The 12,704-nt window shown below is 34.3% G+C and carries 11 protein-coding genes; 10 read left to right on the top strand and 1 reads right to left on the bottom strand.

What is annotated here, in order from left to right; all coding sequences use genetic code 11:
- Positions 1-276: 276 nt before the first annotated feature.
- From trmB to BN349_RS18965, 4 genes are all read left to right on the top strand, one after another.
- On the top strand, positions 277-933 hold the full coding sequence (gene trmB, locus BN349_RS18980) for a tRNA (guanosine(46)-N7)-methyltransferase TrmB (RefSeq protein WP_019243927.1): 657 nt from the start codon (positions 277-279) through the stop codon (positions 931-933).
- A 151-nt stretch (positions 934-1,084) separates the two neighbouring features.
- Complete coding sequence (locus BN349_RS18975; RefSeq protein ID WP_019243926.1) at positions 1,085-2,191, top strand: enoyl-CoA hydratase/isomerase family protein; 1,107 nt, start codon at positions 1,085-1,087, stop codon at positions 2,189-2,191.
- A 220-nt stretch (positions 2,192-2,411) separates the two neighbouring features.
- Positions 2,412-3,782 carry a sigma-54 interaction domain-containing protein gene (locus BN349_RS18970; protein ID WP_019243925.1) on the top strand — a complete coding sequence of 457 codons (1,371 nt, stop codon included), beginning with the start codon at positions 2,412-2,414 and terminating at the stop codon, positions 3,780-3,782.
- A gap of 151 nt (positions 3,783-3,933) precedes the next feature.
- Positions 3,934-4,737 (top strand): enoyl-CoA hydratase/isomerase family protein, encoded by an 804-nt coding sequence (locus BN349_RS18965; RefSeq protein WP_019243924.1) that lies wholly within the window; start codon positions 3,934-3,936, stop codon positions 4,735-4,737.
- A gap of 107 nt (positions 4,738-4,844) precedes the next feature.
- Here BN349_RS18965 and BN349_RS18960 read toward each other — a convergent pair whose 3' ends face one another.
- Positions 4,845-5,648 (bottom strand): hypothetical protein, encoded by an 804-nt coding sequence (locus tag BN349_RS18960; protein WP_026089391.1) that lies wholly within the window; start codon positions 5,646-5,648, stop codon positions 4,845-4,847.
- Positions 5,649-5,895: 247 nt separating this feature from the next.
- Between BN349_RS18960 and BN349_RS18955 the strand changes: the two genes are divergently transcribed.
- The 6 genes from BN349_RS18955 (at position 5,896) to BN349_RS18930 (ending at position 12,691) form a co-directional block, all read left to right on the top strand.
- On the top strand, positions 5,896-6,660 hold the full coding sequence (locus BN349_RS18955) for an enoyl-CoA hydratase/isomerase family protein (RefSeq protein WP_019243922.1): 765 nt from the start codon (positions 5,896-5,898) through the stop codon (positions 6,658-6,660).
- 212 nt (positions 6,661-6,872) lie between these two features.
- Positions 6,873-7,715, top strand: a complete 843-nt coding sequence (locus BN349_RS18950; RefSeq protein ID WP_019243921.1) for a 3-hydroxyacyl-CoA dehydrogenase NAD-binding domain-containing protein — start codon at positions 6,873-6,875, stop codon at positions 7,713-7,715.
- Positions 7,716-7,815: 100 nt separating this feature from the next.
- Positions 7,816-9,393 (top strand): long-chain-fatty-acid--CoA ligase, encoded by a 1,578-nt coding sequence (locus tag BN349_RS18945; RefSeq protein WP_019243920.1) that lies wholly within the window; start codon positions 7,816-7,818, stop codon positions 9,391-9,393.
- A complete protein-coding gene (locus BN349_RS18940) occupies positions 9,390-10,535 on the top strand; it encodes an acyl-CoA dehydrogenase family protein (protein WP_019243919.1) in 1,146 nt (381 codons plus the stop codon). The genes BN349_RS18945 and BN349_RS18940 overlap by 4 nt, the downstream gene beginning before the upstream one ends.
- Before the next feature lie 2 nt (positions 10,536-10,537).
- Positions 10,538-11,233, top strand: a complete 696-nt coding sequence (locus BN349_RS18935) for an alpha/beta fold hydrolase (RefSeq protein ID WP_019243918.1) — start codon at positions 10,538-10,540, stop codon at positions 11,231-11,233.
- A gap of 75 nt (positions 11,234-11,308) precedes the next feature.
- Complete coding sequence (locus tag BN349_RS18930; RefSeq protein WP_019243917.1) at positions 11,309-12,691, top strand: hypothetical protein; 1,383 nt, start codon at positions 11,309-11,311, stop codon at positions 12,689-12,691.
- Positions 12,692-12,704: the final 13 nt, after the last annotated feature.

The following is a 12,704-nucleotide window of genomic DNA, read 5'->3' as shown; positions in this document are numbered from 1 at the left end:
GATGTTTTATAGCTGAATGTTGTTAGGACATTTAGCACCTTCCGAGATAGCTGATACTGCGTCTCACACTAAAAAGCTAAGTGTGCTTAAGGCGTTTTTAGTGGAGTCAACATCAGTTTAAACGAGATTTATTTAAGCTCCTTTATATAGGAGCTTTTCTTTTGTAGGTTGTCTCAAATGAGAAAAATGTATTCAAAAGAATACAAGAAAAGGTAACTTGTGAATGATAAAAACAAATGAATAATTTTCAACGAAAATAAAGTTAGGAGTGTCATAATGCGTCTTAAATTTAAGCCTTGGGCGAAGGAAAAACTACAGGAAAATCCGCAATTTGTTATATATAATCCAGAAGAGAAAAAAGGTAAATGGCATGAAGTGTTTGGAAATGATCGCCCACTTCATATTGAGGTAGGGACTGGAAAAGGTCGTTTCATAACTGAGATGGCAAAAGCGAATCCAGAGATTAATTATATCGGTATCGAGGCATATGAAAGCATCATTGTGGATGCATTAGATAAGGTGATGAATGAAGGATTACCAAATTTAAAGCTATTACCATTTAATGCAGCAGATTTACGAGACTATTTCGACAAAGGAGAAGTAAATCGTGTATATTTAAATTTCTCGGACCCTTGGCCTAAAAAACGCCATGCTAAACGTAGACTAACATATCATACTTTTTTAAAAATATATGAAGACATCTTACCAAACGAAGGAGAAATTCATTTTAAAACCGATAACCGTGGATTATTTGAATACTCTCTTGTAAGTATGTCGCAATATGGAATGACATTAAATTATGTAAATCTTGATCTGCATAATAGTGACGTTGAAGATAATATTATGACAGAGTATGAAGAGAAGTTTTCAAATAAAGGAAGTCTAATTTATAGAGTAGAAGCTCAGTTTCCATCAAAAACTGCTAATCGTTGATTAGCAGTTTTTTTTATACTTTGGAAAGAGGAAAGTGGTTCTTTTCGTAAAACTATAACGATTACACTGTATTCTGACTTGAATTGTAGTTGTAGTGAACGAATGAATAGACAGGAAGAAGACGTTTTGCTTAACCAAGAGGAATATAGATATGATATACTTTCATAATAAAAATGATTTACTAATATTTGGGTGTTATAAAGGTGGTGCAGGAATGTTTGATCAAGAGGTAATATTTAAGGTAGAACGAAAGACAGGTTGGATCATTTTAAATCGTTCAAAGGCGTTGAATGCTCTTTCACTTAATATGGTGAAAAAAATAAGAGAGCAATTACATATATGGGCTAAAGATGAATCGATAGTATTAATTTGTATAAAGAGTAATATTGAAAAGGCATTTTGCTCTGGTGGAGATGTTCGATCTATTCATGATCATAAAAATAATAATTTATTGCCGTTTGCCAAAGACTTTTTTTCAATTGAGTATGATATGGACTTGCTTATTCATGAATACTCAAAACCAATCCTTGCTTATATGAACGGAATTGTTATGGGAGGAGGAGTCGGAATATCTGCTGGCTCCAACTTTAGGATAGTTACGGAAAATACAAAATGGGCTATGCCAGAGATGAATATTGGCTTTTTCCCAGATGTTGGAGCAAGTTATTTTCTTAATCAAATGCCGGGATATATTGGTACATACTTAGCTCTTACAGCAAAAACTATTAAGGCTGACGATTTATTGCATGTAGGAGCAGCTGATTATTATTTGAAAAGTACAAAATGGACTGAATTAGAAGCGTGGATAAATGAGCAAAATTGGGAAAGTAAAACGGTTTTTATCACTCTTCAAGAAAAACTTAAAACGGTGTGTTCTAACCAAGATGTTTTAGAACCGGTATTAAATGAGGGGAAAATTAACAGGCATTTTCAATGGGAGACTTTAGAGGAAATCGTGGATTCATTGCAAGAAAATGAACAACAAGGTGATATTTGGGCGAAAAACATAAAAGAAGAAATGCTTTTAAAATCTCCAACTTCACTAAAAGTAACATTAGAACATTTAAGAAGAACTAAAGGGAAGACGAAGAAAGAATGCTTTCAAATGGATGAAGTTCTTGCTATGAAATTTATGGGAACTTCAGATTTTTTTGAAGGTGTGAGAGCTGTTCTTGTGGATAAGGATCAAAATCCAACATGGAATCCTCCTACCATAGACAAAGTAAGCTCATCTTTCGTTGAACAATTTTTTGTATAGAACGATGACCTTTCATCTTTAATAGTTCTAATGTCTATGTTATTTAAACAAGTCGTCTAGAATCCTTCAAGACGGCTTGTCTGTTATATTAGAAGACAAGATAGATGAATTTGTATTTTTTACAGCATATGTACTTTCGCGTTTTTACTAACGTCCCGTTCTGTTTTGATATATCAAAAGCAAATTTATGAATGGATTTGTAAAGGAGAGTTCTATAAATATGAGATTGGAAAATCATTTGTTATCTATTCTCGAGTCTCTTCATGATGCAGTCATAGTAATTATAAATGATGGCACAATTGTTTATATCAATAAAGCATACTCCTCAAATTTTAATGTGCCAGCAAAAAAAATTATTGGTAGAAAATTATCCGATATCGAAGCGAATTCCAGAATATTGACAGTACTAAAAGATGGTATCCCAAGAATTAATGATTGCAGCTATGTACATTCTCTAAAACAAGATGTTTGTGCAAATATTTCACCATTGATTGAAAATGGTAAGATGATTGGTGTTGTAACCATTATGAAAGACATTTCTGAGGTTACACATTTGCAAGAAGAAATAGCGAAGTATGAGAGGGACTTAAAGGATTTAAAGAAGCAACTAGATAGAAGAAACTTCTTTAAATTAGAAAGCGAATCGATAGAGATGCAAAAAGCTGTTTTATTATCTAAACAAATTGCCAGTACGGATGCTACCATTCTGTTACGCGGAGAGAGTGGGACGGGAAAAGAAGTCTTTGCCAAAGCTATACATGAAGCGAGTAATCGTAATAATTCTCCTTTTATTCCAATTAATATTGCATCTGTTCCAGATTCGCTGTTTGAAAGTGAGATGTTTGGATACGAAGAAGGATCATTTACGGGTTCTAGAAAAGGTGGGAAAAAAGGGCTTTTAGAAATGGCAAATGGTGGAACTTTGTTGCTAGATGAGATTGGTGAAATGTCATTTAGTAATCAATCTAAGCTATTAAGAGTCATTCAAGAAAGGCAATTTCAAAAAATAGGTGGGACAATATTTTACCCTTTAGATGTACGTATTATATGTGCTACGCATCGCAATCTAGAAGAGATGATTCAAAAAGGTGAGTTTCGGGAAGATTTATATTATAGAATAAATGTAGTTCCAATTCATATACCAGCTTTGCGAAATAGAAAAGCAGACCTAGAATATTTAACACAAATAATTCTAGAAGATGTTTGTAATAAATATAATAAGCGAGTCACTATATTAGAAAGTGTTTTTAATAAAATGAGGATGCATGATTGGCCTGGAAATGTAAGAGAATTGGTGAACACGATAGAGAGAATGGTGGCGGTTTGTAACAAAGGGTATATTGAGGTTTCGGATCTCCCAGAAAGATTCTTAGACAATCAAAAATATTTTGAACAGGTGGAACCTATAAATGAATTATATTATCCTTCAATAGATACTTCTAACAACTTAACTGATATACTAGAAGTAATCGAAAAAAATCATATCGAGAAGGTTTTGACAAAATGTAAAACAAAATCTGAAGCGATACAACAGCTTGGTATTAGCAGAAAGTCCTTTTATTCTAAATTAAAAAAATACAATATTCAATAAAAGTAGTGGTTATAAAGTTTTCTAAATATTTAATAAATACTGAAAGTTATTTGGGAAGGTTTACATTATACGGCACGTAACTTGCATTAATATAAATGTAAGTGCGTTTAACAGTCATAAAAAGATCGTAAATTTGAGGAGGCCGACAGATATGCAAGTAAACATAAAAAGAATGGAAAATGAACAAGCCAAAATTGTATTACAAGAAACAGCTGGATTAGCTATTATTACGATTCATCGTCCCCATTTGCGTAATGCCCTAACAGCAAATATGTGGAATCAATTATCAGACATTGCTTTAAAGGTTTTGGATAATCCCAAAAATAAGGTTTTACTTTTAAGGGGAGTAGGAGAACAATTTACTGCAGGATCTGATATTAAGGAATTTCATCAAATGTCGCTTGAAGAGGCAGAAAATGCGTTTGTTCTGATGGAGAAAACAATTTCTACATTTGAACATCTGCCAATTCCTACAATAGGAGTGATTAATGGACCGGCTATGGGTGCAGGACTTGAACTCGCGTTAGCATGTGATATACGAATTGGATCAGAGAAAGCCAAATTAGGTATTCCAGTTGGAAAATTAGGTATTACACTAAATAATAAATTTGCTCAACGACTCGTTAATTTGATTGGTCCAAGCTTAGCGAAAGATTTAGTATATACAGGTAGAGTTCTTAAAGCAGATGAGGCTCACAGAGTAGGTATGCTAAATTATTTAATCAAAGAAAAGGATTTAGATCGATATGCTATCAGAATGGGAAATTTGGTGGCTTCTCAATCACCTGCTTCCCTATTAGCGATTAAACAATCTGTACAACAGTGTCTAGATAGTGTTCCAGATCTTTGGAAAGGATCAACGCCTTTTGTAGATCATAATGATTTTCCAGAAGGTGTAGCTGCGTTTGTTGAAAAACGTCCACCACGATTTATTAGAAGAACGCCTCAAAAGTAATCTAGCTAGTTTATTAGAGGTTGACTGAAAAGTTCAAAAAATTTTGTAATATGAATGAGGCGTCCAAAGTGATAGTAAATCACTTTTGGACGCCTCATTTTGACTTCTTACATTTTTACAGTGGATGTAACACGAATATCAATAGAAATTAAATCAATATTTAAATGTAATAGAAAATTTTGTTGAATTTCATTTTGGAGCTCTTTCATTTTTTCAAATATATTAAATGAAGAAGGAGAGAAAATTTCTACATTAAGGCTTACTTTCGGATAACTATCAATGTGAACCTGAATATTATCACAAGAGTTTACATACTTGTTCTGTATACAAGTAAAATCAATAATATCTTTAAATACTTTTTTATCAATATAAATCGAGTTACGATGAAAGTCTGGATGAACAATCGTTGTCTCACCAATTCTTTCTTTTTTCGAAAAGATTTCCATTCCTTTTTGTATGAGTTTTTTAAAAAAGTTTTGTTCTACTTGTTTATATGGAACGGGAATTATATGCTTGCCTTCTGTTTTTCTAACGTATTGTGCCATTTTTATTTCACTTAATGAGCGAATATCCTCGATATGAAAAAAATAATTAATCGTTCCTAATTGTAGTCGCTCGGCGATTGCTTTAGTCATTTTATCAGATGTACCGATAATGAGTATTTTCGTTGTGAAAAATATTTTTAGTGCATTCATGACTTCCTTAGCATGAGTATCATCAAAAAATATAGCTCTTTTTACTGCTGAAAGTGAGTTTTTTTCATACTTAGCTGATGTACCAGCTATTCTATATCCATTAATAATTAACAACCCGTCATCAATGATGGCAGGTATTTTTTTTTGATGAGCAAATGTGAGTGCACATGTACTTTTTCCAGTTCCACTTGGTCCACTTAAAGAAAAGATCTCCATACGCAAACACCCTATTCTCCCTTTTTGAAAATTATATAATTTCAGAAATAAATTATCAATTAGAAAGTAACTCACAATCCACATGTATTTCCAAAAGAAACAATTGTTTCTTTTTTATACATAATCATTTCTTTTGGAAATACTTTTGACTTATTCATGTATGTAAATCTTACTTAATGTCATGTTAAATTTTGGCACAAAAATTGCAAATTATAAAGTTATCGATAATAGAAAGTGAGATGAGTGTATGTCAAAGGTTGCTTATGAGCAAGTACATAATATTGCGGTAATAACGATTGATTCACCACCTGTTAATGCATTAAATCAAGAAGTATTGAATCAATTACAGCTAATAGTAGAGGAGATTTCGGAAGAGATACATGTGGTCATTATTAAAGGAGCAGGTGTAAAAGCGTTTGTTGCCGGAGCAGATATTAAAGAATTTCCTGGTTTAACTCCTGAAACAGGGGAAGAATTATGCCTTAGAGGACAATCAATCTTTAATGCCATTGAAAACCTTAAACAGCCAGTGATTGCTGCAATCGATGGCTTTACTTTAGGAGGTGGACTAGAGCTAGCGCTTGCATGTGATATTAGAATTGCAACAGCTAAATCTACATTTGGGTTACCTGAGGTGAAGTTAGGCATAATTCCGGGGTATGGTGGTACACAGCGTCTTCCTAGATTAATAGGAACAGGAAAAGCATTGAAGATGATTTTAACTGGAGAAACATTGTCCGCTGAAGAAGCTTATCAAATTGGATTAGTAGAAGAAGTTACAGAAATAGATTCCTATAGCAAAGCATTAGAGTTAGCTAAGATTATTAGTTCAAGGGGCCCAATAGCGATTCAAAAAGCAAAAAAAGCTGTTTATGAAGGAATTGAAGTATCTCTTTCTGATGGGTTAAAGTATGAAGCTCAATGTTTTGGAGATCTTTGTGCAACATTCGATAAGGATGAGGGAGTAAGAGCTTTTTTACAAAAAAGAACACCAGTGTTTAAAGGAAGATAAAGTTTTATGTTAATCGAAAAAAGTCTATGTTTATTGCTAGATTAATAGTCTTTAGCTAAATCGCTCAATCAAGGTCGTCATATACCTTACCTGATAGAAGCCATATATTGGCTGGAGGTATACATTTACAATGACGGTTCAAGTGTGCTTTTTATGTTGGCCCTGCTTGTCAGTTGGTTTAGCACTTTATATCAACGGGAGGAAGAAATTAAATGAAGAAAATCGGTATTATAGGATTTGGAACAATGGGGTCTGGTATTGCACAAGTTTGCTTAGAAGCAGGTTATGAAGTCATTGCAATTGAAAAAGAAGAAACATATTTTACACGTGGTTTAAACCAGATGGATAAAAATTGGGATAAGGCAATAGCAAAAGGAAAGATTACAGAAGCTGAAAAAAATGGCTATCAATCCAGGCTTACTACATCAACACAATGGCAAAGTCTTATAAACGCAGATTGTGTGATTGAAGCTATTATTGAAGATATAGAAAGTAAGAAAGAAGTATTTAGAATTATTGATGAAATTGTTAAAGACCATGCGATTATCGTTAGTAATACGTCTGGTTTAAGTATTACAGAAATAGCAAGTGTCACAACAAAGCCAGAGAGAGTAATGGGGTTTCATTTCTTTAATCCTGTACCTGTAATGAAACTCGTGGAATTGATTCGTGGTTATGATACATCAGAAAAAACGTATCAGCTTTCTAAAGCCTTAGTGGAGTCTTTAGGGAAAACAGCGATTGATGTAAAAGAGTCTCCTTTATTTGCAGTTAATCGTATTTTAGTTCCAATGATTAATGAAGCCATATTTGTTTTACAAGAAGGAGTTGCTAGTGCGGAGGATATCGACCAAGGTATGAGGCTAGGTGCAAACCATCCGATAGGTCCACTTGCATTAGCTGATTTAATTGGATTAGATACACTTTTATTAGTGCAAGATTCACTTTATGAAGATACACAAGATTCGAAATATAGATCAGCTCCTTTATTAAGAAAATTAGTGAGAGCAGGACATTTAGGAAGGAAAACAGGTAAAGGGTTTTATAGCTATTAAGTAAGAAAAATATTTTTTCTGGATTATGAATAGTAAAGGGGCGACATGTTAGTAGTCATAGTCGCCTTTGCATGAGAGATGTTAAAAGGGAGGAAAAAAGATGAGTACTACCATTGGAGAATTATTAGAATGGTCTGCACATAATTATCCAAGCAAAACGGCGTTGATTTATCGAGAAAAAAATCAAAAATATTCATTTGAAGCACTGAATGAGAACGTGAATCGGTTTGCGAATTCCCTCGTTGCATTAGGTGTGAAAAAGGGAGATGTTGTTTCTACATTTCTTTATAATACCAGTGAATTTGTAATAGCATTGTTTGCTTCGGCAAAGATAGGAGCTATTTTCAATCCAATCAACTACCGTCTCACTGCGAGTGAGTTACAATTTATCGTAAATGATGCTAACTCGAAAGTTCTGTTATTTGAAAAAGAGGTAAGATCTATTGTAGATGACGCAAAAGAGCTTGGATTGAATGTTTTAAATTATGTGTACACAGATCCAAATGGTAGCGAACAAGACCTTGATTTTTATCAATTAATGAATGATGGAGATGATGTAAAGCCTGATGTGTCAGTCTCCGAAAATGATCGATATATTATGATGTATACAAGCGGTACAACTGGAAGTCCAAAAGGAGTTCTCCATAAGCATCGAGACATGGTTCATCATAATTTTCTTATGATTGAGTGTATGAAGCTAAGTAAAGATGATATAGGACTTTCCGTGGCACCTTTAAATCATACGGCAGAGCTCCATACTTCCTTTTTACCGAGAGTTATGGTTGGAGCAACCAATATTATCTTACATCATTTTGAGGCTGAACAAGTTATGGAAACAATTGAGGGAGAAAAAGTGACTCATATGTTTGCTGCACCGACAATGGTTAATCTATTATTAAATGTTAAGAATTTTGAATATTACAACATTAATAGTTTGCGGTTACTAGGCTATGGAGGCGCTTCAATGGCTCCAATACTAATCAAGCGTTTTCAAGAAAAGACAAATGCTGATCTTATTCAAATGTTTGGTACAACTGAGATGGGACCTGTAATGAGTGTACTATATGCGGATGAACAATTAGGGAAAGCTGGTTCCGCTGGTAAAACAATTTTAACTCATCAATTAGTTATTGCACGAGTTCCTGAAGAAGGGGTGAGTAATCCTGATAATGAATGCACGGTTGGAGAAACTGGTGAAATTCTAGTGAAAGGACCTTGTATGATGGAATGCTATTATAATCGACCAGAAGCAACAGAAAAAGCAATGGCGTATGGTTGGTATCATACGGGGGATATGGGCTATAAAGATGAAGAAGGTTACGTATGGATTAAAGATCGTATGGATTACATGATTAATTCTGGAGCTGAAAATGTATACCCTCGAGAAGTAGAAGATCGAATACTTGAGCATCCTGATGTATTAGAGGTAGCTGTTATAGGAAAACCAGATATTCAATGGGGACAAAAAGTGGTTGCTTTTATAGTAAATAAAGAGGGAAGTCAACTGACTGAAGAGATAATAGACCAATTTTTATTAGAAGGTAAAGCGTTAGCCAAATATAAACGTCCACGTGAATATTATTTTGTTAATAGTCTTCCGAAAACAACTAGTGGTAAGCTGCAAAAGTTTGTTCTTGTACAACAACTAATCAATATGAGTGAGGAGGGAGCGATATGAGTTTCGAATTGTCTAAGATGCATACTGAAATTAAACAAGAAATTCATCGAATCGCACAACAAAAAATTAAACCAAGAGCGATGGAAATTGATGAAAATGCAGAGTATCCCATGGATGTCTTACATCTTTTAAGTGAATACGGTTATATTGGTGCTAATATGCCTGAAGAATATGGGGGAGCAGGTCTAGATTTATTAAGTTTTTGTTTAATAGTTGAGGAAATTGCAAGAGTCTGTGCCTCATCTTCGCAGGTTGCAGTTGTTCAAGAACTAGGAACTTTACCTATTATGATAGGAGGAGATGAATCACTAAAAAAACGGTATCTACCTCTTCTTGCAACAGGACAAAAAATTGCCGCTTATGCTTTAACTGAACCACAGGCAGGCTCGGATGTAAAAAGCTTAAATACACGAGCAGAGCGTAATGGAAATTCCTATATATTAAATGGTCAAAAGATGTTTATAAGCAATGGTGGAGTAGCGGATGTTTATTCTGTGTTTGCCAAGACAAATCACGGTATTTCAGCATTTGTAGTAGATAAAGATACACCAGGTTTTCAGATTGGAAAGTTAGAGAAAAAGATGGGGATTAAAGGGTCACCCACGGCACAATTATATTTTGAAAACTGCATGATTCCTGTTGAAAATAGAATTGGTGAAGAAGGAGATGGCTGGTTAATAGCCATGAAAACGTTCGATAAATCTCGACCAACCGTAGCTGCTCAAGCCTTGGGGATTGCTCAAGGAGCATTTGATATAGCCTTATCCTATGTTCAAGAAAGAGAGCAGTTTGGAAAGAACATCGCTTCTTTTCAAGGAGTACAATTTATGCTGGCAGATATGGCAACTCAAATTGAGGCGGCAAGAGGTCTTGTTTATAGAGCTGCTTCTAAAGTAAATGAGTTAACTGCTACTGGTAAAAATGCTGAGTTAACCCAAGCATCCTCGATGGCCAAAATGTTTGCTTCAGATGTGGCTATGAAAGTAACGACCGATGCTGTTCAATTGTTAGGTGGGTACGGATTTATTCATGAATACGCAGTTGAGAGAATGATGCGTGATGCAAAAATTACTCAAATTTATGAAGGAACAAATCAAATTCAACGAGTAGTAATTGCTAAAACATTATTAGGGGGACGGTAGAATTGAAATTATTATTTATTCATGGTGCAGGTGGCACAAAAAATAAATGGAGAGCGATTGGTGAGCATTTAAAAGGAGTCTCTTATGATGTCATTGATTTACCAGGTCATGGTGATAACGAGTATAACATTATTACATCCATCCAGGATTATGCAGCATATATTGACCAATCGATAATGGAAGATACAATCGTAATCGGACATTCAATGGGAGGTCTAATTGCTTTAGAATTAGCCAATCGAAATAATCAAATAAAAGGAGTCGTTCTAGCTGCTAGCTTCTATGAACTTCCTGTACATCCAAAATTATTAGAAACTTTAGCAAATGGGGAGTACCCACAATCTTTGTTTCATGCTTCCTATCATCAAGATGCTGGTAAAGAGCTAATAGAAGAGGAGCGGAAAGAGTTAGCATCCGTACCCATAGAGATTGCTTATGCAGATTTTAAAGCATGTCAGGAATATAAAGAAGGTAAAGTATCATTATCAAAGCTTCAAATCCCTATTTGTGCCATTTTGGGTGATAAGGATAAGCTTTTACCTCGTAAATCAGTTGAGATGTTAAAAGAGTTAAAACCTGATATGAAAATAGTAGAAATCAGTGGTTCAGGGCATTATGTTATGTTAGAGAGTCCGGACTCGTTCATTAAGGAATTATTACATTTCATGAAAGATATAAAAGCTCAAACGGTAAAATGATTTTCCAACTAGATTTACTTTATAAAAATAAGGATCCAATCTTTAGGAAATTCAATTGTCGAAGGAGAGATGAGGATGGGAATGTATAAAAAAAGGAAAGATGGTACTGAACAACCATATATGTTAGGTGCGTTAAAGCTCAGATTACCTTTTATTCATTATAAAATGGAATTTCCTGATTGGATTCAGGGAGCTATTCTTTGTGTAGTTCCTATGAGTATTACCGCGATAATGATGGATGTTTTAGGTATTCCTTTTGAATTAGCGATTGCTTTTGTAATAATCAATAATTTTCTTTATTTACTTCATACTCATTTTGGTGATCCTTCTATTGCAGGGTGGATTACTGCAGGTATACCTCTCTATGTTGGATTTTTAACAGGGTTTCCTGAAGGAGAAGAAAGAATTCTTGCGTTAATTGCTTTGCAATTTACTGTGGCCTTGATATTTCTGTTAATGGGAATTTTTAAAGGGGCAGATGTATTAGTGAAAAAATTACCTACATCTCTAAAGGCAGGTATATTATTAGGCGCTGGTTTTGCGGCTGTATTTAAAGAATTTTCGGCAGACGGACGTGTATGGACAATGCCGATTACGATTCTGCTTGGTGCAGCTTTTGGATTCTTTATGATGTTTTCAAATACGGCAGCTCCGCTTAGAGAAAAATATTCTTTTTTTAGATATGTGGCTCAATTTGGAATCGCTATTCCATTTGCGTTGGCTTATATATTTGGGATGATAATTGGAGAAGTTTCTACACCTCAAATAAACTGGGGAATTGTTGCCCTACCTCTTGGAGAAATCTTCACAAATTACAGTGTTTTTAGTATTGGTTTTCCTGATTTTTCATACTTTTTGAAAGCAATTCCTTTAGCTATAGCGGCTTATATTATCGCTTTTGGGGACGTTTTGGTGATAAGCTCTCTTCTGAAAAAAGCAAATGAGGTTCGAGTAGATGAAAAAATAGTGTTTCAAGCTAGTAGAAACAGCATCATAGTGTCTATTCGCAATTTTATTCAAGCATTATTTATGCCTTTTCTCTCTTTATCAGGACCTCAATGGACTGCAGGGCAAGTATTAGTCCTTAACCGTTTTATGAGCAATAATCGATCACAGGTAGAGAGCTATTGGGGAGGAGCAACCGGTATTTTCTGGGGTATGAGCTTTGCTTTATTATTAGGACCAGTCGTCTCTCTTTTTCAACCAGGAATTAATATTGGTATGGCATTAACGATGATGATCCAAGGATATTTATGCGGATATTTAGCAATGGAAATTTTAAATGATAAAGGTAATTTAGAAAAAGGAATTGCTGTTATTATCGGAGCGGTATTAGCGACAAAAGGAGCTGCATGGGGTCTAGGAGTAGGGATTGTATTATGGCTACTTTTAGAAAAAAATTGGGTTAAAAATAATAAAAAATATAGAGAAGAAAAGCAAGTATCGCAATCAAGCTAAATAGATGATGAAT

Source organism: Bacillus sp. AP8 (genome assembly GCF_000321185.1).
GTDB lineage: Bacteria > Bacillota > Bacilli > Bacillales > DSM-1321 > Bacillus_AD > Bacillus_AD massilioanorexius.
This window is presented reverse-complemented; position numbering and strand designations above follow the sequence as displayed.